The organism is Ectopseudomonas alcaliphila, from assembly GCF_900101755.1.
GTDB classification, from domain to species: domain Bacteria; phylum Pseudomonadota; class Gammaproteobacteria; order Pseudomonadales; family Pseudomonadaceae; genus Aquipseudomonas; species Aquipseudomonas alcaliphila.
The window spans coordinates 1855453-1877148 of record NZ_FNAE01000001.1 but is presented as its reverse complement, the minus strand read 5'-3'; the positions used below and the strand labels follow the sequence as shown (position 1 = coordinate 1877148).

Sequence of the window (21696 nt, the reverse complement as noted above, 5' to 3'; positions counted from 1 at the left end):
TATTGCCTGATGACCAATCATGTTCACCTGCTACTGGCACCCGGTGAAGCGATCGCCGGGCTGGGGCAGTTGATGAAAGCGCTGGCGGCGCGCGCCACCCGTTATCGGAATCGTTTAGAGGGCCGAACTGGTACTCTCTGGGAAAGTCGATACAAGTCCAGCGTGGTTGAGTCTGACACCTACTTGCTTGCCTGCTGTCGCTATATTGAGCTGAACCGGTTCGAGCCCGTATGGTTGCCGAGGCGGGTGATTATCCTTGGTCGAGCTATCGGACGCGGGTAACGGATCAGTCGGACAGCGATTGGCTGGACATGGACCCTTGCTTCGTCGCACTTGGCGGCACGCCTGAAAGGCGTCGTATCCGTTACATGGAATTCATGCGACAAGCCGTTCCATCAAGTGAGCTTGATTTGATTCGTGCAGCACTGCAGAGGGGGCAGCTAACCGGCAGTGCTCGTTTCGTGGATGAAATAGAAAGAATCCAAGGGCAGCGGGTTGAGCTACGAGGTCAGGGCAGGCCGAGGCGTAACCCCGGAAAATAAAGCTGTCCCCTTTTGGTCTGTGTCCCCTTTTGGTCTATGTGCCGTGATGGTGAGAAATAATGAAACTTGAAGCCGAAAACAGCTCTGTAATATTTGGTGTTGATCAATCGAAGCTTATAAAAACGCTAAAAAAATTAAAAAGCTACGGGCCTAGCTCATTCGCATGCATAACAGATGAAGATGGCAACTATGTGCAAGTTGCTGGAGGCAGGGTTACATGCTTTATTGAGAGGTATGATGCAAAAAGCAAAAAGCTGTTTAGAGGTTATCATTCAAATTCCAGCACGAATTTTGAGGACGGAACTACTCTGTCATTTGGTGCGGGCAGCGTTCAGTTAAAAAAAGATGAGTGGTTTAATATCGATGATGTAATTGAGGTTTTTTTGCTGTTTAATAAGGGGCAGAGCTTGCCAGAAGGCATTTATTGGCGCGAGATAAATGCCTTTAATAAGCAATAGGTTAATGAGAAAAAGGTGACTGAGAAAAAGGGGGCAGATTCTGAGGAATCCCCACAAATCTACTCCAGCGCCTGAGCTTGCCGGTGAACCTTATCACGTAGCAATAGCTCCATCTTGGTAAGTGCTGAGCAAGATAAATCGCACAATCAATGGGGTCAGTGTCATTGATTTTGAAGAGAAAAGGGGACACCCATTATCCGGCCTGGCGTCAAGACTCAAAGCAACTTGCTCTGTTTTTAACGGCAGAGTTTCTCCAGTGCCGAACCTGATGGGCTGCCCCGGTCGAGCCCGACTCCTCGTTCTTGGCTGCGACCGAGTCGTTCCAGTCACCCATCTGGATCAATCGGTGTCTATCGAGCAGCACCGCCCAGGCGGTGTCTGCAGGTCCGCAGCTTGCCAACTCGCGTGAAGCGCCTTTTTCGAAGCAGTTCCGCTTATTTCGGGCAGGGTTTGCAGCAGCGCCACGCCCTCTCCAGAGACATTACAGAACGAGAGATAACGCACTGCAGAGGCCGGTGCCGTCCCTAGAATCCGCGGCTTTTTCATGGATTGCACAGGGACGAATCCCATGGCGCTGCCGCCCCCACCTTTCCCGCGTGTTTCTCGCCAGTTGTTCGCACTTGCCCTTGGCGCCTGTCTGGCGCTGCCTGCCTGGGCGGTTCCGCTGCCGCCAGTGGAACTGCCTGGAGCGATCCAGAACGAGTTCGTACGGCTCTATCAGCTGCCGGACCATATGCTGCGTTTGCAGCTGGAGCCGGCGCTGGAGATCTTTCCCGAGTACCGCGAGGATTTGGTCCGTTACCTGGGCGAGGACGCCAGCCCGCAGCGTCAGGCGCTACTGGCGGACATCGCCAAGGCCACCCAGACGGAGCGTCTGGCGTGGTTTCGCAGCACGCCCGGCAAGCTTGGCCTGGTGGCGGCGGCTGTTGGCGCAGGCGCGCTGGCCAGCAAGTCGGGCGGTGGTGGGGGCTCCTCCAGTGAGGAAACCCGACCGCCAGCGCCGCAGCCTCCCAGCGCGCCGCAGCCGGTGCCCGTGCCTCCGCAACCGCCAGTAGCGCCTGAGCCTGTGCCGGTGCCTCCGCAGCCGCCGGTAGCGCCTGAGCCTGTGCCGGTGCCTCCGCAACCGCCGGTAGCGCCTGAGCCTGTGCCGGTGCCTCCGCAACCGCCGGTGGCGCCTGAGCCCGCGCCAGTGCCACCACAGCCGCCGGCCGACCCTGATCCTGAGCCACCCGAGGAGCCTGCTCCGCCTGCCGAGCCGGTCGATCCGGAGCAGTTTCGTACTGCGGAATTCCAGCGTACCTGGGGGCTGTCCAGCATTCGTGCCGAGCATGCCTATGCTCGTGGTGCCACGGGGGCCGGGGTGACCGTCGCAGTGGTCGATACCGGGGTTGATATCGATCATCCCGAACTGAGTGGGCGTATTGCCCCCGGCGGCGAGTGGGTGCGTGATGGCGGGCCGCGTATGACCGACGGCGACGGCCACGGCACCCACGTGGCTGGCACCATCGCGGCGGCACGTGACGGCCAGGGCATGCACGGTGTGGCGCCGGAGGCGCGGATTCTGCCGATCAAGTTCCTCCACGATGGCGTTGAAGGCAGCACCACCCTGGGTACGCGTGATGCGCTGCAGCGGCAGGTCGAGCTCGGTGCGCGCATCTCCAACAACAGCTGGGGTGAACGTAGCAACGTCGCCACGGGCGGCTATCGCTCGCGCACGTTGGACGACCTCGATGAGGGTCAGCGCGCCTATTACCGCGACACGTTGGCACCGCTGTATCGCGAGGCGCAGCAGGCCGGGATGGTGTTCGTCTTCGCCGCCGGCAACAACACCAGTGGCAACACGGCGCTGGCGGCGCAGCCGAGTCTCTATGCGGCCCTGCCCGTGCTGCTGCCGGAGCTGCAGGGGCAGTGGCTGGCGGTGGTCAACATTCAGAGTGATGGGCGCATTTCCGCCGGTTCGCACCGCTGCGGTGATGCCCGCGCCTGGTGCCTGGCGGCGCCGGGCAGCATGGTCTATTCGAGCATGCCCGGCGATGGCTACGCGCACATGAGTGGGACCTCGATGGCGGCGCCGCATGTATCCGGTGCGCTGGCTTTGCTGATGGATCTGTTCCCGACCCTGAGCGCCGCGCAGATCACCCAGCGCACGCTGGTGTCGGCGGACCGCAGCGGCATCTATGCCGATGCCGACACCTACGGCCAGGGGCTGCTCGATCTGCAGGCAGCGAGCAATCCCATCGGCGTGCTGATGATCAATACCGCCAGTGGCGAGCTGATCACCCTGGACCAGGCTGGGCTGGCGCAGAGCCCGGCGCTGGGCAATGCCTTGCGCCAGTCTCTGGCGCGGGTCGATCTGGTGCTCAAGGACAGTCTGGACGCTCCCTTCCGGGTCAGCGGCGAGATGCTCGCCGAGCAGGCTGGCAGCCAGCGTACGCGCATCGACAGCGAAGCCTACCGGCAGCGTCTGGAGCAGGAACACCATATGCAGACGCTGAGCGACGGCCGTGGCCTGCAGCTACGTTTCTCGGGAGCAGGGGAGGGCTCGGGGCTACAGGCCATGGGGCAGGTGCAGGCGTGGCAGCAACTGGGCGACCTGGCATTGAGCGCCAGTTTCAATACCGATCCATCCTGGAGCCAGGGTCTGGCTCGCCTGGACTCGCGCCTGAGCGACAGCGGTGTGACCCAGGCGTTCGGCAACCCCTATCTGAGTCTGGGCCAGCAGGCCACTGGTGCCGGCATGCACTGGCAGTTCGCCCCGGCATGGAGCGCTTCACTGCAGGTGCAACTGGCCGAGGCCGAGCAGCGTTTCGCCGATCGCAGCGACAGTGCCCGGCAGCAGGGCATGCAGAGCGAATGGCGCTATCAGGGCGAGCATGGGCTGAGTGCCAGCTTGCAGCTCGGCGTGCTGACCGAGCAGCAGCGCCTGCTCGGTACGCAGGGTGAGCAGTGGTTGGGTGGGGCGGACAGCCACACCTGGTTCCAGGGGCTGAACCTGAGCCTGGCGCTGAACGAGCACTGGCAGCTGTTCGGCCGCTACAACACCGGCCTGAGCAAGGTTTCCGGCGGGCGCTGGCTGGAGTCGGCCAATCTGCGCAGCGACAGTTTCACCCTCGGCCTGTTGGGGGAGCCGCACGCACAGTGGCAGTTGGGCGCGCTGGTCTATCAGCCGTTGCGGGTGAGCGGCGGCGAGGCGCGCCTGCAGTTGCCCACAGGCCTCAATGCCGACAACAGCGTGGCCTGGAGCAGCACCGCCCTGGAGCTTTCGGCGCAGGGGCGACACATGGAGTACGAGCTGTTCTTCCGCTACGAGTTGCCGCGTCTGCCGATGAGTTTCAAGGGCAGCCTGCTGCACGTGCGCGACTACCAGAACCAGCCGGGTAACAACGACTCCATGTTGCTGCTCAATACCGGCCTGCGCTACTGAGGTGAGGGAGCCGGGCGGGTGCACTGCAGCCGCCCTGCGCTCCGTCGCGTATCTGCGCCCCCACTTTGCCCACCGTCTTGCGCTGACCGAGGGGCGCAGTCGCTTCGCCGCCGCGTTGCTGCGGGGAGGTCGGGTTCCACCCCATCGTTGTGCTTCAGTCCATCCAGTAGCTTTTCGTTTTCACGTCCTGGCTCGGCCCGCTGATTTAAAGTTGGCACTTTCTAATTTGGTGCTTAGTCGTAACTGATGTAGGGGATGGCGAAGCATCGAGAGCATTGCCAGGCATTGGCTTCACAGCAGTGTCATGCCCTGCGTAAGAACGGCAGCCGCACATGGGTTGCCGGCTCCAGGCGCGCCGCTCAATCGTTGGCCGCCACAGACATGCGAGGAAATTGCCATGGGCTTGGGAACCATACTGCTGATCATTCTGCTTCTGATGCTGGTTGGTGCGCTCCCGGCGTGGCCACATAGCCGCAGCTGGGGCTATGGGCCCACTGGCGGCTTGGGGCTGGTGCTGGTCATCGTGCTGGTGCTAGTGCTGCTCGGTTACGTATGAGCCGGCGCCTGCGTCGTCGACGCAGGCAACTTCCAACTCGTTCCTGTCGCCCATTATGCGCAGATCGCCAGTTGGATCTGGCTGCTCGTAGGGTGGGCTTTAGCCCACCAGCGGTGGTTGGTGTGGGCTAAAGCGGATCGCCGCCCGGCCCACGCTACAAGGCGTGGAGTCGCAGGAGCGGGTTGCTACCGCCCCCCGCCCCTGAGCGCTCTAGCGAATCTGCACCACTACCTTGCCCACTGCCTTGCGCTGGCCGAGCGCATCGATGGCCTCGCCGCCACGCTCCAGCGGGAAGGTCTGCGAGACCAGCGGCTTGAGCTTGCCTTCGGCGTGCCAGGCGAACAGTTGCTGGAAGTTCTCGGCGTTGTCCTGCGGCTGGCGCTGGGCGAAGGAACCCCAGAATACGCCGACCAGAGACGCGCCCTTGAGCAGTGGCAGGTTGGCAGGCAGGGCCGGGATGCCACCGCCAGCGGCGAAACCCACCACCAGGAAGCGGCCGTTCCAGGCGATGCTGCGGAAGGCTTCCTCGAACAGTGCGCCGCCCACCGGGTCGTAGATCACGTCCACGCCCTGGCCGCCGGTGAGTTTCTTCACCTCGTCCTTCAGGCTCTGCTCGCTGTAGTTGATCAGCTCGTCGGCACCGGCGTTGCGCGCGACTTCCAGTTTCTCGGCACTGCTCGCCGCGGCGATCACCTTGGCGCCCATGGCCTTGCCGATTTCCACCGCCGCCAGGCCGACGCCGCCGGAGGCGCCGAGCACCAGCAGGGTTTCACCCGGTTGCAGGTTGGCGCGTTGCTTGAGGGCATGCATCGAGGTGCCGTAGGTCATGCCAAAGGCGGCTGCAGTGGTCAGGTCCATGCTTCTGGGCACCGGTAGCACGTTGTAGGCGGGCACGGCGACCTCTTCGGCGAAACCGCCCCAACCGGTCAGCGCCATCACCCGGTCACCTGCACGCAGGTGACTGACCTTCTCGCCCACTGCCTTGACCACGCCTGCCGCTTCGCCGCCCGGAGCGAAGGGGAAAGGCGGTTTGAACTGGTACTTGCCTTCGATGATCAGGGTGTCGGGAAAGTTGACCCCAGCAGCGTGAACTTCGATCAGCACTTCGTTCTTCTTGGGTTCGGGGCTGGCGATAACTTCCAGGACCAGAGTGTCGGCGGGGCCGAAGGCTTTGCACAGCAGGGCTTTCATGAAGGTCATTCCTCTTGCAGGGTGCCTTGCAGTGTAGAAAGCGCCCGCTGAGGGTCAACGAGCATGCCGATGCCTGATAGCCCGGCATAAGCGCCGGGCTTGGGTGCGGGCCTGCGGATGGCTATGCTAGGCACATCCCCGATGGAGTGCCGAACGTGAAACTGTTGACTGCCCTGCTGCTGAGCCTGTCGATCTGCCTGCCTGCCCTGGCGTCTTCGGAAAAGAAGGAAGAGGCGCCAACGACGCTTTACTACAACGTGACGCCAGCCCTGATCGGCAACCTGGCTGATCAAGGCAATCGTCTGAAGTTCTTCAAGGCCGACGTGTCCCTGCGAGTGACCGGCACCGAGGCCGAAGGCAAGCTCAAGCAGCATGAGCCGCTGATCCGCCACCAGCTGGTGATGCTGTTCTCGGCCCAGACCAGCGAGATCATCAACGCTCCCGATGGCCGCGAAACGCTGCGCCAGGAAGCACTCAAGCAGGTGCAGCAGGCGCTGACTGCGGAAGAGGGCAAACCGGTGGTGGACGATCTGCTGTTCAACAACCTGATTATTCAGTAGCGGCGAATCCACTTCGCGTACGGGCGCTGCTTCAGCGGTGAACGCCAAAGCGATTCGCGGCTGAAGCCGCTCCCACGGTTTCTTCAGGCCATCTGTGCCAGGGTGTTGCGAAAGCGCCTCAGCGCTGCGACGAAGAACAGCGTGCCGATGCCGGCGATGGCCAGCATGTACGGCCAGACGATCGCAAACCCCGCACCGCGGTAGAGAATCGCCTGGGCCAGGGCGACGAAATGTGTGGTCGGCGCCGCCAGCATGATCTGCTGCACCAGCTCCGGCATGCTTTCGCGCGGGGTGGTGCCGCCGGAGAGGATCTGCAGCGGCAGCAGCACCAGGATGATCAACAAGCCCAGCTGCGGCATCGAGCGCGCCACGGTGCCGAAGAAGATGCCCATCGAGGTGGTGGCGAACAGGTGCAGCGCTGCCCCGGCCAGGAACAGGGCGATGGAACCTTCGATCGGCACCTGTAGCCAGCCCTGGACCACCAGCAGCAGCGACAGGGCTGCAGCCGTCAGCACCACCAGCCCCATCGACCAGACCTTGGCCAGCATGATCTGCAGCGGCGTCACCGGCATCACCAGCAGGTGCTCGACGGTGCCGTGCTCACGCTCGCGAATCAGCGCCGCGCCGGTGAGGATGATCGACAGCATGGTGATCTGGTTGATCACCTCCATCACCGAGCCGAACCAGGCGCGCGTCAGGTTGGGGTTGAACTGCACGCGCAGCACCAGCTCGGCCGGCTGCTGCAGGTCGCCGCGATAACGGCGGACGAACTCGGCTACTTCGCTGGCGCCGATGTTCTGGATGTAGCCCGCGCCAGTGAAGGCCATGCTCACCTGCGTCGCATCGACGTTGAGCTGGATCGCCGGGCTGCGACCGGCGAGCACGTCACGCTGGAAATTCGGCGGAATGTTCAGGGTGAAGGTGTAGCGCCCGGCATCCATGCCGCGATCCATCTCGCTCAGGTCGATGCGTTCCGGGGTACGGAAATAGGGTTCCTGAAAAGCCTGGATCAGCCGTTCTGAGAGCTGCGACTGGTCTTCGTCGACCACGGCGATGGCGGCGTTGTGCAGGCTTTCCGGCATGCTGGTGGCGGCCGAGTAGATGCCCATGCTGAAGGCCCAGAGGATCAGCAGCGCCAGTGCCAGGTCATGCTGCAGGCTGCGCAGCTCCTTGATGCCGAGGTGCAGGATATTGGCCAGGCGTTCCATCAGACCTCCTGTTTGCGCAGCAGGCTGGCGCTGAGCAGCGTCAGCAGCGGGATGGTCAGCGCCAGGGCGAAGAAGTGGCCGGCCAGGTCCTGCAGTTCCAGCGCCTTGGAGAAGATGCCACGGCTGATCACCAGAAACTGCGAGGTCGGGTAGAGCTGGCCAATCACTGCGCCTGCGCCTTCCAGCGAGGCCACCGGATAGATCAGCCCGGAAAACTGGATGGCCGGCAGCAGGGTGACGATGGCGGTGCCGAACACGGCGGCGATCTGACTCTTGGTGAAGGTCGACATGAGCAGGCCGAGGCCAGTGGCGCAGGCCAGGTAGAGCAGGGCGCCGGCCAGCAGGGTCAGCGGATTGCCCTTGAGCGGCACATCGAACACGGTGACCGCCAGCAGAACCAGCAGGACGAAGTTGAACAGGCCCAGGGCGATGTAGGGCAACTGCTTGCCGAGCAGGAACTCCAGGCGCGTGACCGGGGTGACGTAGAGGTTGATGATCGAACCCAGCTCCTTCTCGCGCACCACGCCCAAGGCGGTGAGCATCGCCGGGATCAGCATCAGCAGCAGCGGGATCACCGCCGGCACCATGGCCTTGAGGCTTTCCACGTCGGGGTTGTAGCGATAGCGCACTTCCAGCTCGGCGGCGTTGGCCGCCTGCGGCTGTGGCGAACGCCGCGCCAGCTCGCTCAGGTAGTGCTGGTGCAGGCCGGTCACATAGCCCTTGATGGTTTCGGCACGGGTCGGCATGGCGCCGTCGATCCACATGCCTATCTGCGGGCTGGCGCCGCGTTTGAGGTCGCGGCCGAAGTGCGGCGGGATCTCCACCGCCAGGCTGATGTCGCCGTTGCGCAGGCGCCGTTCCAGCTCGTCGTAATCGGAGAGCGGCGCCTTCTCCAGGAAGTAGCGCGAGCCGGACAGATTGAGGTGGTACTCCTGGCTGGTGGTGGTCTGGTCGCGATCCAGCACGGCGAAGGTCAGGTCCTCCACGTCGAGGCTGATGCCATAGCCGATGATGAACAGCAGCAGCACCGTGCCGAGCAGGGCCATGCCACCGCGTATCGGGTCGCGACGCAGCTCCAGCGCCTCGCGCCGGGCGTAGCTGAGCAGGCGGCGCAGGCTGAACAGTTGGCGCTGCGCCGGTGGTGCTTGTTCCAGCGGTGGCGCTTCGCTGACCGGCTGCTCGCCGACAGCCTCCTGCAGGTAGGCGATGAAGGTGGCTTCCAGGCTGTCCAGGCCGCGCTTGGCCATCAGCCCCTCGGGCGTATCGCTGTCGAGCACCTTGCCGGCATGCATCAGCGAGATGCGGTCGCAGCGCTGAGCCTCGTTCATGAAGTGGGTGGAAATGAAGATGGTCACGCCGTCCTGGCGCGACAGGTCGAGCATCAGCTGCCAGAAGCCGTCGCGGGCGACCGGGTCGACGCCGGAGGTGGGCTCGTCGAGGATCAGGATCTCAGGCTTGTGGATCACCGCCACGGCCAGCGACAGACGCTGGCGGATGCCCAGCGGCAGGCGCTCGGGGAGCATGTCCATGACTTCGCCGAGGTCGAAGCGCGCGGCCATCTCGGTTACCCGTGGTTCGATCTCTGCGGCGGCTACGTGGAACAACTGGGCATGCAGCACCAGGTTCTGCCGCACCGTCAGCTCGCCGTACAGGGAGAACGCCTGGGACATGTAGCCGACCCGCTTGCGCGTGGCCATGTCGCGCGGGTCGACTGCCTGGCCGAACAGCAGCGCCTCGCCCTCGCTGGCTGGCAGCAGGCCGGTGAGCATCTTCATGGTGGTGCTCTTGCCGCAGCCGTTGGAGCCGAGAAAACCAAAGATCTCGCCACGACGGATGCGGAACGATACCGAGTCCACCGCGACGAAATCGCCGAAGCGCATGGTCAGGCCCTTGGCTTCGATGGCGATCTCGCTGCTATCGGTCAGTGCCGGTATCACCACTTCGTGGTGGCCCCTGCGGCGTTCTTCCGGCAGTAGGGCGATAAAGGCCTGCTCCAGGCTGGCGCTGCCGGTGCGGGCGCGCAATTCGGCCGGGGTGCCTTCGGCCAGCACACGGCCGGCGTCCATCGCCACCAGGTGATCGAAGCGCTCGGCTTCCTCCATGTAGGCGGTGGCCACCAGCACGCTCATCTGCGGGCGTTGTGCGCGGATGCGGGCGATCAGTTCCCAGAACTGATTGCGCGACAGCGGGTCGACGCCGGTGGTCGGCTCGTCGAGGATCAGCAGGTCGGGGTCATGAATCAGCGCGCAGCACAGCCCGAGCTTCTGTTTCATGCCGCCGGACAGCTTGCCCGCCGGGCGTTCGCGGAACGCGGCCATGCCGGTGCTGCGCAGCAGATCGTCGATGCGCCGTTCGCGCTCGGCAGCGTCCTGGCCGAACAGACGGCCGAAGAAATCCAGGTTCTCGAATACCGATAGCGTCGGATAGAGGTTCTTGCCCAAGCCCTGCGGCATATAGGCGATATGCGGGCAGACGCGGCGGCGATGGCGGGGGTCGGCCATATCGCCGCCGAGCACCTCGACGCTGCCGTCCTGGAGCTTGCGCGCCCCGGCGATCAGCGCCAGCAGGCTGGACTTGCCGACACCGTCCGGGCCAATCAGGCCGACCATGCGCTGCGCAGGTAGCTCGAGCTCAATGGCGTCGAGGGCGTGGGTCTGGCCGTAGCGCAGGCCGACGCCGCCCAGGCGTGCGACCGCCGGGTTCATTGCGGAACCTTGATCGCCAGATGCGCGGGCCACTCGGCGTCAGGATCGAGGCGCAGGTAGGCCATGCCGGGCACGCCAGTCTTCACCTGCTGCAGGTGCTTGCTCAGCAATTCGGGATCGATGCGCGCCTTGACCCGGAACATCAGTTTTTCGCGTTCGCTGGCGGTCTCCACGGTCTTCGGCGTGAACTGGGCGACGCTGGCGACATAGCTGACCCTGGCAGGGATCACGTAGTGCGGCGCGGCGTCTATCACCAGGCGCACCTCGCTGCCCAATGCGACGCGGCCGGCCTGGCGCTCGGGCAGGAAGAAGGTCATGTAGACGTCGGTGAGATCCACCAGATTGAGCAGCTTGCCACCGGCGCCGAGCACCTCGCCCGGTTGGGTGACGCGGTATTGCACGCGGCCGGCGCGCGGTGCACGCAGCAGGCTATCGTCGATATCCGCCTGCAAGCGGTCGACACCCGCCTGGGCGGCCTCCACTGCCGAGCGGGCTTCCTCGACCTGGGCCTGTGCTGCGCTGATACCGGCGTCGGCCGATATTACCTGAGCATTGGCGGCTGCCAGCGCTGCCTGGGTGCTCTGCAGGCGGGCCAGATCATCGTCGAGAGTCTGTTGCGGCAGCGCGTTGCGCTTGACCAGGGTGGCGCTGCGCGCATGGCGTTTCTGCGCGGCATCCAGTTCGGCCTGGCGTTGGCGTACCACGGCGATGGCACTTACCTTTTCGCTCTCGCGCAATGCGACCTGGGCGAGTGCGGTGTGCTCGGCGTTCTGCGCCTGGCGCACCTGGGCACGGGCCTGCTGCAGCTGCGCCTCGAGCGCCTGGGTGTCCATGCGCGCGAGAATCTGCTCGGGCTCGACGAAATCACCCTCATCGACCTCGATGCTGGCGATGCGGCCGGCCAGTTTGGTGGCGACATCCACCTCGGTGGCCTCGATGCGCCCGTTGCCACTGGCGAAACCCTCGGGCAGGCCGCTCGGGCGCAGCTGCCACCAGGCCAAGGCACCCAGCACGGCGACGCCGGCGGCAATCAGATAGGGTAGGCGGCGTTTTGCGTTGATCATCTCGGCTTCCCTGTAGCGCCCCATAGCTGGGGGCTTTCACGACATTTCCATTGTCTGCCAGATGCGCCTCAGGGGGCTTGATGCAGGTCAAGCGCGGGGGACTGCCACTGACAGGTTCGGTTGCGACCCTCATGCTTGGCACGATACAGCGCCTGATCACCCTGGGCGAGCAGTTCGCCTGGCTGTTCGTCGCTCACCGGGTCGACCGCCGTGATGCCGATGCTCAGGGTCAGGTGGCCGAACGGGCTGGCCGGGTGATGGATATCCAGGCTGGCGATAGCCGCATGGACGCGCGCGGCGACCTGCTCGGCACCCTCCAGATTGGTGTTGGCGAGAATGATCGCGAACTCCTCGCCACCGTAGCGGCAGGCCGTGTCGCCTTCGCGTTGCAGGCTTTCGCGCAGGGCGGCACTGACTCTGCGCAGGGCGTCGTCACCGGCGAGATGGCCGAGGGTATCGTTGTAGGCCTTGAAGTGGTCGATATCCAGCATCAGCAGCGCCAGGGGCGCGTCGAGGCGGCGCAGGCGGCGCCATTCGGCCTGCAACTGCTGGTCGAAGTAACGGCGGTTGTACAGCCCGGTCAGGCCATCGAGCTGCGACAGGCGCTGCAGTTGCGTTTCCAGTTGCAGGCGCTCGCTGTTGTCGCGGGAAACGGCGATCAGGTATTCGCGATCATGCAGCTGCACCAGTTGGGTGTTGATTTCGGCAGGCTGGCGGCTGCCGTCGCGGCGAATCAGCTCGCGCTGGAATATCCGCGAGAGGTTGTCGCGCTGCGCCTGGCGCGCCTGCTCCAGCCAGCGGTGGAAGCCTGGCAGGAGTTTCTCCGGATCGTCACGCAGCAGCTCGGCGAACTGTTCGGGGCGATAACCGAGCGTGGCGTAGGTGGCCTGGTTCATGTGCAGCAGCTCGCGGCTGTCACTGTCGAAGATGAACAGGCCGTCATGGCTGGAGTCGGTCAGGTCGAGCACCAGTTGCAGACGCTCGCGGTTCTCGCGCAGGCGCTGCTCGGTTTCTTCGCGGCGTTCGGCTTCCAGTTTGAAGCGCCGGTTGGCCAGTTGCAGGGCGTGGGCGCGGCGGCTGTTTTCCAGCGCGAGGGCGAGGGCGGCGACCAGCAGCAGGCTGATTGCCAGACTGGCGCCGAGTACCACGCCGGGTAGCGGAGAATCCAGCTGATCAAGCAGCTGTTCGGTGGGGCTCAGGCGCAGGCTGAAGCCCTGGTTATTGAGCAGGCTCAGGCCCAGCTGCAGGCTGTGTTGCGCATCAGCGTCCGCCGCGCCGTGGCGGAACAGGCTGTGACCGTTCTCCAGCAATTCGAGGTTGAAGGCATCGCGATCGATCTGGGTGAGCAGTTGCAGCATCAGCGGCTCGACGCGAAATACACCCTGGAGAAAACCGTCAAAGACCTTGCTGCCATCCTGCCCGCTGTACAGCGGTGTGTAGAGCACGAAGCCGCGGCCACCCTGCACCAGCTCGAAACTGTTGGAGAAACGTTGCTCACCGCTATCGCGAGCCTCCATCGCCAGCGGGTAGTTGGGATGCTCTGGGTCCAGGTGAAAATTCAGCGCCGCTTCGTTGCCGGTTACCGGTAGCAGCCAACGCATGTGCAGGTCGGCACCGACCCACTGGATCGACTTATAGGCGGGGAAACCTCGTAGTGCGCGTTCCACTTCCTCGTCCCAGCTGGCGCGCGGCAGGCGGCCCAAGCTGTTCCACAGGCGGGCGATGCGTTCGAGGCTGGCCACTTCCAGGTGCAGCGTGCTTTCCAGTTGGCGTGCCAGGCTGCGTGCTTGATAGCCAATGCGCTCATCGACGCGCTGCTGCTGCACCGCCTCGATCTGACGCCAGAGCAGGACGCTGGCGCCGCTAAGCACCAGCAACAGGAACGCCAGCGCGAGTCGCGCCGGCCAGACGGAAGGTGCCGGCATGGATAACTCCCTAGGCTCTGTGCTGTGATAGCATAGTGCCGCATTCGACTCAACGCATGGCGAGAATCGCCTTCCACTCGGCGTCAGCAACCGGCATCACCGACAGGCGACTGCCGCGCTGTACCAGGGCCAGATCGGCCAGTAGCGGATTGTTCTTCAGGTGCTGCAACGCCAGCACCTCGTCGAAGGCTTCGACGAACTCCACGTCCAGGGCGCTCCAGGGGTTCTTCTCGGCGCTGGCCTTGGGGTCGTGGTAGTGGCTTTGCGGGTCCAGCGCGGTTGGGTCCGGGTAAACCTCGTTGGCAATACGCGCGATGCCGGCGATGCCGGGTTGCGGACAGCTGGAGTGATAGAAGAAGAACAGATCGCCCGGTTTCATTGCGCGCATGAAGTTGCGCGCCTGGTAATTGCGCACGCCATCCCAGCGCGTTTTGCCGAGGCGCTGCAGGTCATGGATCGATAGTTCATCAGGTTCGGACTTCATCAGCCAATAAGGCATGAACTTTGCTCCAGCAGGTCTGTCCGTAAGCGGACGCTTGTTTGAGTGAAGATCTCCGACGGCCGGTTGGCGCCGGAAATTGCGCAGCGCTTGGCACTGGCGGAAAATGTCCGGCTAAACGCTTGGCGCTGTCGTATTGCACACAACAATAACGCGCGACCAACGCGCGCATTGCCTTGAAGGGGGAGGCAATAGATGAAACGCAAGCCAGATCTTTTGTGGGTTCTCGTCGTACTGTTCAGCCTGGGCGTGGTTACCACGGGTTACACCCAGAGCCTATGGGAGCGTCAAAACGATGCTTCGGTCAATGTAACGCAGCAGCCCTGATTCGCGGACTGCCAGCGTAAGCGCCGCAAGGAACGCGGTGCCGCATCCCTCGATTCAATACCACGCCTTGTCCGTCACTGTTGCCTGCAAGGGCACATCCCAGCTGGCCATCGCCAGTTCATCCACGCGTTGACACTCATGCGCCAGGCCCAGCAGCGTCGGCATGTGCCAATTTTTGCGCATGCGCAGATAGGCCAGGCTGCGGTCGTAGAAGCCGCCGCCCATGCCCAGGCGCCCGCCACGGTCATCGAAACCCACCAGCGGCAGCAGTACCAGATCCAGCGTCCAGACCTTGCGCTGGCGCTTGGGTTGCGGGCGCGGCTCGAGGATGCGGAAGCGATTGCCCGCCAGTTTCTCGTGCCGACTGACGCGCTGGAACACCATCTTGGTGCGCGGCCAGGCGCTGAGCACTGGCAGGTAAGTGCGCTTGCCACGTTTTTGCGCAGCGGCCAGCAGCGGTCTCGGGTCGATTTCGCCGTCGTTGGGCAGGTACAGGGCGATATGCCTGGCGCGGCGAAACTGGGGGCTTTGCACCAGTTGGCGATAAAGGTTGCGCGCGGCAAGGCGTTGCTGACTGCGGCTGAGCGCGCGCCGACGCTGGCGCAGCACGCGGCGCAGTTGCGGGCGACTGAGAGTGGCTGGCGTAGTCATGAAGTGGGGTTGGAACGAGGCGGGTAGCAGCGCTGAAGGTCACTGCTGGAAAAGATGACTTCCCGGCGTGCCGCTGTCGGTTTAGCCCTTGAACCCGAAAGTTCAAGGTGGAGGTTGCAGGAGGCGTTAAGGCTTTCCGTCAGGCGGACATGCACACCGGCCCCAACGTGCAACCCCCGTGGTTGTGCGTATCGGCTCAGGGACATCACCGACTGGCGCACACCCCAGGAAGTTGCGGCCAGTATACCCGAACAGAGGCGCTGCGGGGCGGCCTGCGACGAACTGGCAGGCATGACGGTGCTCAGGAACTCGCGTCGTCGGCCAGCGCATGGTCGACACGATCGAGCAGATCGCGAACCTGCTGGCGGGTGGAGTTGGCGTCCTGATCCAGGCGCTGTTGCTTGTGCAGCAGGTCGTGGGTGATGTTCAAGGCAGCCATCACGGCGACGCGGTCGGCACCGATCACTTTGCCGCTGGTACGGATCTCGCGCATCTTGCTGTCCAGGTAGCGAGCCGCGCTTTCCAGGTTGGCGCGTTCATCCTGCGGGCAGGCGATGCAATATTCTTTGTCCAGAATGTGGACGGTCACGGTGTTCGACTGGGTCATGAGTCCTGCTCCAGGGCTTTAAGGCGCGAAATCATCGATTCGACCTTGTGCCGGGCCATTTCGTTCTTTTCGATCAGATGGGCGCGTTCCTCGCGCCAGGCCTGTTCATTCGCCAGCAGGAGTCGGTTGTGAGCCTTTAGCTGCTCGACACGCTGGATCAATAGTTCCAGCTTGGCGGTCAATGCGTGCAGATCGGCGTCTTCCATGGGCTCTCGCTATGGGATGGCTGGCTGGACTATATAGGCCTGTCCCGGTTACGGGTCAAACCCAGATAGCAGTGGTGTGATGCAGATGACGGCATCACCCCGGCGGCCTCGGATGGTCTTGCCGCGTCTGCCGGTGCTAGGATACGAGGCCTCCATTCTAGAGATTGCGCCGTCTGGCGCCTAGCTATCTATGTCGATTCCAAGCTCTCCCTACGCCGCCTTCGCCGCTCTGCTCAGCAGCGCCGGGCATTCCGTTTCCCCTGCCGAACTGCACGGCCTGCTGCTCGGGCGCAGCTGTGCTGGCGCCGGCTTCGAGGCCGATGCCTGGCTGCTCGACGCTGCCGATCTGCTCGGCGGCGAGCCGCAGGACAGCGTGCGCCAGGCACTGATCGGCCTGCAGGAAATGGTCAAGGGTGAGCTGTGCAGCGAAGACGTCACCGTGGTGCTGCTGTTGCCGGATGACGAAACCCCGTTGGCGCAGCGCGCAGTCGCTCTGGGCCAGTGGTGTCAGGGCTTTCTCGGTGGCTTCGGCCTGACCGCTCGCGACGGTGCACTGAGCGCCGAAGCCATGGAAGTGTTGCAGGATCTCTCTGCCATCGCCCAGGTGCAGAGTGCCCTGGAAGAATCGGAAGATGGCGAGAGCGACTACATGGAGGTGATGGAGTACCTGCGGGTGGCGCCGCTGCTGCTGTTTACCGAGTGCGCGAAGCCTGCGGCGCCTGCTGCCAAACCGTCCCTGCACTGATTTATCGTCGGAGCCTGCCTTGATCAGCATCCCCAAGTCCGAATATGCCCGTCGGCGCAAGGCGCTGATGGCGCAGATGGAACCCAACAGCATCGCCATCCTGCCGGCGGCGCCGGTGTATATCCGCAACCGTGACGTCGAGCATGTCTACCGTCAGGACAGCGACTTCCAGTACCTCACCGGCTTCCCCGAGCCGGAAGCGGTGATGGCGCTGATCCCGGGGCGCGAGCACGGTGAATATGTGCTGTTCTGCCGCGAGCGTGATCCCGAGCGCGAGTTGTGGGATGGCCTGCGTGCCGGCCAGGACGGTGCGATCAGCCGGTTTGGCGCCGACGATGCCTTCCCCATTGGCGACATCGACGACATTCTCCCGGGGCTGATCGAAGGTCGCGAGCGTGTCTACTACGCCATCGGCAGCAACCAGGAGTTCGATCATCGGCTGATGGAGTGGGTCAACCACATCCGCGCCAAGGCTCGCCTGGGCGCCACGCCGCCGAACGAGTTCGTCGCCCTCAACCACCTGCTGCACGACATGCGCCTGTACAAGTCGGCCGCCGAGGTGAAGGTGATGAAGGAGGCTGCCGAGATCAGCGCGCGCGCTCACATCCGTGCGATGCAGGCGAGTCGTGCCGGCCTGTTCGAATACCACCTGGAAGCCGAGCTGGACTACGAGTTCCGCAAGGGTGGGGCGAAGATGCCGGCCTACGGCAGCATCGTCGCCGCTGGCCGCAACGCCTGCATCCTGCACTACCGCGAGAACGACGCGGCGCTCAAGGATGGCGATCTGGTATTGATCGACGCTGGCTGCGAGATCGACTGCTATGCCAGCGACATCACCCGCACCTTCCCGGTCAGCGGCAGGTTTTCTCCCGAGCAGAAGGCCATCTACGAGCTGGTGCTCAAGGCCAACGAGGAAGCATTCAAGTTCATCGCTCCAGGCCGGCACTGGAACGAAGCCCACGAAGCCACGGTGCGGGTCATCACTGCCGGGCTGGTGGAGCTGGGCTTGCTCGAGGGTGACCTCGACGAGCTGATCGCCAGCGAAGCCTACAAGCCCTTCTATATGCATCGCGCCGGCCACTGGCTGGGCATGGACGTGCATGACGTCGGCGACTACAGGGTCGGCGGCGAATGGCGCGTGCTCGAGCCGGGCATGGCGATGACCGTCGAGCCGGGTATCTATATCGCCACCGACAACGACAAGGTCGCCAAGAAATGGCGCGGCATCGGCGTGCGCATCGAGGACGACGTGGTGGTGACCAAGAAGGGCTGCGAGATTCTCACCAGCGGCGTGCCCAAGACCGTCGCCGAGATCGAGGCATTGATGGCGGCCGCGCGCAGCGAGGCGGCCTGAGCCCATGTCACGCGTACAGTTGGCCATTGTCGGTGGCGGATTGGTCGGCGCCAGCCTGGCGCTGGCCCTGCAGGAAACCGCACGCCAGCGTGGCTGGCGCATCGCCCTGATCGAACCCTTCGCGCCGGGCAGCGAGTACCAGCCCAGCTATGACGCGCGCTCTACCGCGCTGTCCTATGGCAGCCGGCTGATCTACGAGCGCCTGGGCCTGTGGCAGAGCATTGCCCAGCGTGCCGAGCCGATTCAGCAGATCCACGTATCCGACCGCGGCCGCTTCGGCGCCACGCGCCTGCAGGCCATCGAGGAAGGTGTGCCGGCGCTCGGTTACGTAGCGGAGAACGCCTGGCTCGGCCATTGCCTGTGGCAGGCACTGGATCAGGATGTGATCGAGTGGCGCTGCCCGGCCGAGGTGGTCGGTATGCAGCGTCTCGACGACGGCTATCGGCTGAGCCTGAACGACGAAAGCAGCCTGGATTGTGACCTGGCCATTCTTGCTGACGGCGGGCGTTCCGGCCTGCGTGAGCAGCTCGGTATCGGTGTCAGCAGCAAGCCTTACGGGCAGAGTGCGCTGATTGCCAACGTCAGCCCCTTGGAGGCGCATCGCGGGCAGGCCTTCGAGCGTTTCACCGATGATGGGCCCATGGCGCTGCTGCCCTTGACCGACAACCGTTGTGCGCTGGTCTGGACGCGCGCCGCCGCTGACGCCGAGCGCCTGCTGCGCGCCAGCGAGGCGAGCTTTCTCAGCGAGTTGCAGCAGGCCTTCGGTTATCGCCTGGGCGCCTTGCGGCAGGTGGGTGCGCGACATCTCTACCCGCTGAGCCTGGTCGAGGCGCAGGAGCAGGTGCGCCCGCATCTGGTGGTGCTGGGCAACGCCGCTCACAGCCTGCACCCCATCGCCGGCCAGGGCTACAATCTCTCGCTGCGCGATACCCTGGCGCTGGCCGAGGTGCTGATCGGCAGCGAGGCAGCGCTGGGTGATTTCGCCACCCTGCAGCGCTACCAGCAACGGCAACAGCTCGATCAACAAATGACCGTCGGTTTTTCCGACCAGGTGACGCGTCTGTTCAGCAATGCGCAGCCACTGCTGACCGCCGGGCGTAACCTGGGTTTGCTCGGTCTCGACTTGCTGCCGCCGGCCAAGCGCTGGTTTGCTCGTCAGGCGATGGGCATGGGAACCCGCAATCTATGACCAATTCCGTAGGGTGTCGCGGGGCCGCCCAGGCCGTGCGCACCAACCGGAAGCCATGGTGCGCGCAGCGCACCCCAGGGTTTAAGGAGTGATATGCGCGCGGATCTGATCATCGTCGGCGCCGGTATGGTCGGCAGCACCCTGGCCCTGGCGCTGGAACACAGCGGCCTGGACATCCTGATCGTCGACGGCGGCCCGCTGAGCGTGGCGCCGTTCGATGTGCAGGCACCATTCGAGCCGCGCGTCAGCGCATTGTCGATGGCCAGTCAGCGCATCCTCGAGCGTCTGGGTGTCTGGCAGGGGATCACCACTCGTCGTGCCTGCCCCTATGGCGAGATGCGCGTATGGGACGGCTCCGGCACCGGCAGTATCCACTTCGCCGCCGCCAGCGTGCATGCCGAGACGCTCGGCCATATCGTCGAGAACCGTGTGGTGCAGGATGCTCTGCTCGAACGTCTGCACGACAGCCAGATCGGCCTGCTGCCCGGCGCGCGTCTGGAGCAGTTGCGCCGCAGCGGCGATGACTGGCTGCTGACCCTCACCGATGGCCGCCAGTTGCGCGCGCCGCTGCTGGTGGCCGCTGACGGTGCCAATTCGGCGGTCAGACGCCTGGCCGGCTGCGCCACGCGCGAATGGGATTATCTGCACCACGCCATCGTCACCAGCGTGCGCTGCGAGCGACCGCACCAGGCCACCGCCTGGCAGCGCTTCACCGACGACGGGCCGCTGGCCTTCCTGCCGCTGGCCGGGCCTGTCGGCGAGCACTGGTGCTCGATCGTCTGGTCCATCGTGCCGGTGGAGGCCGAGCGCCTGATGGCGCTGGACGACGCGGCATTCTGCACCGAGCTGAGCAAGGCCTTCGAGTCGCGTCTGGGCAAGGTGCTGCACGCCGACCGCCGTCTGTGCATCCCGCTGCGCCAGCGTCATGCCAAGCGCTATGTCGAGCCGGGGCTGGCGCTGATCGGCGATGCCGCGCACACCATTCATCCGCTGGCGGGGCAGGGCGTCAATCTGGGGTTCCTCGACGCCGCCGTGCTGGCAGAGGTGCTGCTGCATGCCGCCGAGCGGGGTGAGAGCCTCAGTGACGAGCGCGTGCTGAGTCGCTTCGAGCGCCGGCGCATGCCGCACAACCTGGCGATGATGGCGGCGATGGAAGGCTTCCAGCGCTTGTTCCAGGCCGACCCATTGCCGCTGCGCCTGCTGCGCAATATCGGTCTCGACCTGGTGGACGGCCAGGCCGAAGCCAAGGCGTTGTTCGTTCGTCAGGCGCTTGGGCTTGCCGGCGACCTGCCGGAACTGGCGCGGGCCTGAACTGACGCAACTTGTAATAACTACTGCGTGTCGTCTCGCTGTTTACGTTGAGAAGGTAAATAACATTCACTACTATTCAGCCACTTTGCTAACCCACAAGAGGCTGGTCCCATGAAGGCTCGTAACGCGCTTCTCGCTGCATTCACTCTCAGCACCCTGGCAACTGCCGTCCAGGCTGCCGATGAGGTGGTGGTCTACTCCGCCCGTATCGATGAGTTGATCAAGCCAGTATTCGATGCCTACACCGAGAAAACCGGGGTCAAGGTGAAGTTCATCACCGACAAGGAAGCCCCGCTGATCGCCCGTCTCAAGGCCGAAGGCGCCAACACCCCGGCCGACCTGCTGATTACCGTCGACGCCGGCAACCTCTGGCAGGCCGAGCAGGAAGGCGTGCTGCAGCCGACCAAGTCCGACGTGATCGACGCCAACATCCCCGCCCAGTACCGCTCCAGCACCGACAGCTGGACTGGCCTGTCGCTGCGCGCGCGGACCATCTTCTACTCCACCGAGCGCGTCAAGCCGCAAGAGTTGTCCACCTACGAAGCCCTTGCTGACAAGAACTGGGAAGGCCGCCTGTGCCTGCGTACCAGCAAGAAGGTCTACAACCAGTCGCTGACCGCCACCCTGATCGAAGCCCATGGCGCCGAAAAGACCGAGGAAATCGTCAAGGGTTGGATCAACAACCTGGCGACCGACGTATTCCCGGATGACACCGCGCTGCTGCAGGCCATCGATGCCGGCCAGTGCGACGTCGGTATCACCAACACCTACTACTACGGCCGTCTGCACAAGCAGCAGCCGGATCTGAAGGTCAAGCCTTTCTGGCCGAACCAGAACGACCGTGGCGTGCACGTCAACCTGGCCGGTGCCGGTGTGACCAAGCATGCGCCGCACGCCGAGCAGGCCAAGAAGCTGCTGGAGTGGATGACCACCCCGGAAGCACAGAGCATCTTCGCTGGCGTCAACCAGGAGTTCCCGGCCAACCCGGCGGTCGCTCCGTCCGAGGAAGTGGCTGCCTGGGGCACCTTCAAGGCTGACTCGGTTGCCACCGAAGTGGCGGGCAAGCGTCAGGCTGAAGCGACCATGCTGATGGATCGCGCTGGCTGGCAGTAAAGGGGATCGTGCCCACGCTCCGGCGTGGGTACGTCGCCAGTGACGCTCCGCGTCACGCCTG

The 21696-nt window shown here is 64.2% G+C and carries 19 protein-coding genes, 1 other RNA gene and 1 pseudogene; 11 read left to right on the top strand and 10 right to left on the bottom strand.

The genetic code is table 11. The features are described from left to right. From BLR77_RS08780 to BLR77_RS08765, 4 genes and pseudogenes are all read left to right on the top strand, one after another. A pseudogene (locus BLR77_RS08780) lies at positions 1-542 on the top strand (transposase); the annotation flags it as partial. 59 nt (positions 543-601) lie between these two features. Beyond that, positions 602-1000 carry a hypothetical protein gene (locus BLR77_RS08775; RefSeq protein WP_074676712.1) on the top strand — a complete coding sequence of 133 codons (399 nt, stop codon included), beginning with the start codon at positions 602-604 and terminating at the stop codon, positions 998-1000. Positions 1001-1568: 568 nt separating this feature from the next. Continuing rightward, on the top strand, positions 1569-4424 hold the full coding sequence (locus BLR77_RS08770; protein ID WP_074676710.1) for a S8 family peptidase: 2856 nt from the start codon (positions 1569-1571) through the stop codon (positions 4422-4424). Positions 4425-4821: 397 nt separating this feature from the next. Then, complete coding sequence (locus tag BLR77_RS08765) at positions 4822-4980, top strand: DUF3309 family protein (protein WP_072423525.1); 159 nt, start codon at positions 4822-4824, stop codon at positions 4978-4980. A gap of 210 nt (positions 4981-5190) precedes the next feature. On the opposite strand, the gene BLR77_RS08760 is transcribed toward BLR77_RS08765, so the two are convergent. Beyond that, positions 5191-6171: an NADPH:quinone oxidoreductase family protein gene (locus BLR77_RS08760; protein WP_074676820.1), complete on the bottom strand. Its 981-nt coding sequence runs from the start codon at positions 6169-6171 to the stop codon at positions 5191-5193. Positions 6172-6326: 155 nt separating this feature from the next. Here BLR77_RS08760 and BLR77_RS08755 point away from each other — a divergent pair, with 155 nt between their 5' ends. Further along, positions 6327-6731: a flagellar basal body-associated FliL family protein gene (locus BLR77_RS08755; protein WP_074676708.1), complete on the top strand. Its 405-nt coding sequence runs from the start codon at positions 6327-6329 to the stop codon at positions 6729-6731. An 83-nt stretch (positions 6732-6814) separates the two neighbouring features. Here the strand turns inward: BLR77_RS08755 and BLR77_RS08750 are convergent, their stop codons facing one another. From BLR77_RS08750 to BLR77_RS08730, 5 genes are all read right to left on the bottom strand, one after another. Continuing rightward, entirely contained in the window at positions 6815-7939 is a 1125-nt protein-coding gene (locus tag BLR77_RS08750; protein WP_074676706.1) for an ABC transporter permease, read from the bottom strand. Continuing rightward, the gene (rbbA, locus tag BLR77_RS08745) at positions 7939-10644 is read right to left on the bottom strand and encodes a ribosome-associated ATPase/putative transporter RbbA (RefSeq protein ID WP_074676704.1); all 2706 of its coding nucleotides are present in this window, start codon (positions 10642-10644) and stop codon (positions 7939-7941) included. The genes BLR77_RS08750 and rbbA overlap by 1 nt, the downstream gene beginning before the upstream one ends. Further along, entirely contained in the window at positions 10641-11708 is a 1068-nt protein-coding gene (locus BLR77_RS08740; RefSeq protein WP_238380539.1) for an HlyD family secretion protein, read from the bottom strand. The genes rbbA and BLR77_RS08740 overlap by 4 nt, the downstream gene beginning before the upstream one ends. 68 nt (positions 11709-11776) lie before the next feature. Then, positions 11777-13633, bottom strand: a complete 1857-nt coding sequence (locus BLR77_RS08735) for a sensor domain-containing diguanylate cyclase (protein ID WP_074676700.1) — start codon at positions 13631-13633, stop codon at positions 11777-11779. Between the two features lie 49 nt (positions 13634-13682). After that, positions 13683-14132, bottom strand: coding sequence for an EVE domain-containing protein (locus tag BLR77_RS08730; RefSeq protein ID WP_074676698.1), 450 nt, complete (start codon positions 14130-14132; stop codon positions 13683-13685). Between the two features lie 195 nt (positions 14133-14327). Here BLR77_RS08730 and BLR77_RS25800 point away from each other — a divergent pair, with 195 nt between their 5' ends. Further along, positions 14328-14459, top strand: a complete 132-nt coding sequence (locus tag BLR77_RS25800) for a hypothetical protein (protein WP_256579501.1) — start codon at positions 14328-14330, stop codon at positions 14457-14459. Positions 14460-14513: 54 nt separating this feature from the next. Here the strand turns inward: BLR77_RS25800 and BLR77_RS08725 are convergent, their stop codons facing one another. The 4 genes from BLR77_RS08725 to BLR77_RS08710 form a co-directional block, all read right to left on the bottom strand. Next, entirely contained in the window at positions 14514-15110 is a 597-nt protein-coding gene (locus tag BLR77_RS08725; protein WP_074676696.1) for a 5-formyltetrahydrofolate cyclo-ligase, read from the bottom strand. A 55-nt stretch (positions 15111-15165) separates the two neighbouring features. After that, a non-coding RNA gene (gene ssrS, locus BLR77_RS08720) (6S RNA) lies at positions 15166-15344 on the bottom strand. Between the two features lie 67 nt (positions 15345-15411). Continuing rightward, positions 15412-15717 carry a cell division protein ZapA gene (locus BLR77_RS08715; protein WP_074676694.1) on the bottom strand — a complete coding sequence of 102 codons (306 nt, stop codon included), beginning with the start codon at positions 15715-15717 and terminating at the stop codon, positions 15412-15414. Beyond that, the gene (locus tag BLR77_RS08710; protein ID WP_003458652.1) at positions 15714-15923 is read right to left on the bottom strand and encodes a TIGR02449 family protein; all 210 of its coding nucleotides are present in this window, start codon (positions 15921-15923) and stop codon (positions 15714-15716) included. The genes BLR77_RS08715 and BLR77_RS08710 overlap by 4 nt, the downstream gene beginning before the upstream one ends. 190 nt (positions 15924-16113) lie before the next feature. Here BLR77_RS08710 and BLR77_RS08705 point away from each other — a divergent pair, with 190 nt between their 5' ends. The 5 genes from BLR77_RS08705 (at position 16114) to BLR77_RS08685 (ending at position 21635) form a co-directional block, all read left to right on the top strand. Next, entirely contained in the window at positions 16114-16668 is a 555-nt protein-coding gene (locus BLR77_RS08705) for a YecA/YgfB family protein (protein WP_074676693.1), read from the top strand. Between the two features lie 19 nt (positions 16669-16687). After that, positions 16688-18022 (top strand): Xaa-Pro aminopeptidase, encoded by a 1335-nt coding sequence (pepP, locus tag BLR77_RS08700; RefSeq protein WP_074676691.1) that lies wholly within the window; start codon positions 16688-16690, stop codon positions 18020-18022. A gap of 4 nt (positions 18023-18026) precedes the next feature. Further along, a complete protein-coding gene (gene ubiH / locus BLR77_RS08695; RefSeq protein WP_074676689.1) occupies positions 18027-19211 on the top strand; it encodes a 2-octaprenyl-6-methoxyphenyl hydroxylase in 1185 nt (394 codons plus the stop codon). A 93-nt stretch (positions 19212-19304) separates the two neighbouring features. Next, positions 19305-20522 carry a 2-octaprenyl-3-methyl-6-methoxy-1,4-benzoquinol hydroxylase gene (locus BLR77_RS08690; RefSeq protein ID WP_074676687.1) on the top strand — a complete coding sequence of 406 codons (1218 nt, stop codon included), beginning with the start codon at positions 19305-19307 and terminating at the stop codon, positions 20520-20522. A 111-nt stretch (positions 20523-20633) separates the two neighbouring features. Beyond that, positions 20634-21635, top strand: a complete 1002-nt coding sequence (locus tag BLR77_RS08685; protein ID WP_074676685.1) for an extracellular solute-binding protein — start codon at positions 20634-20636, stop codon at positions 21633-21635. Positions 21636-21696: the final 61 nt, after the last annotated feature.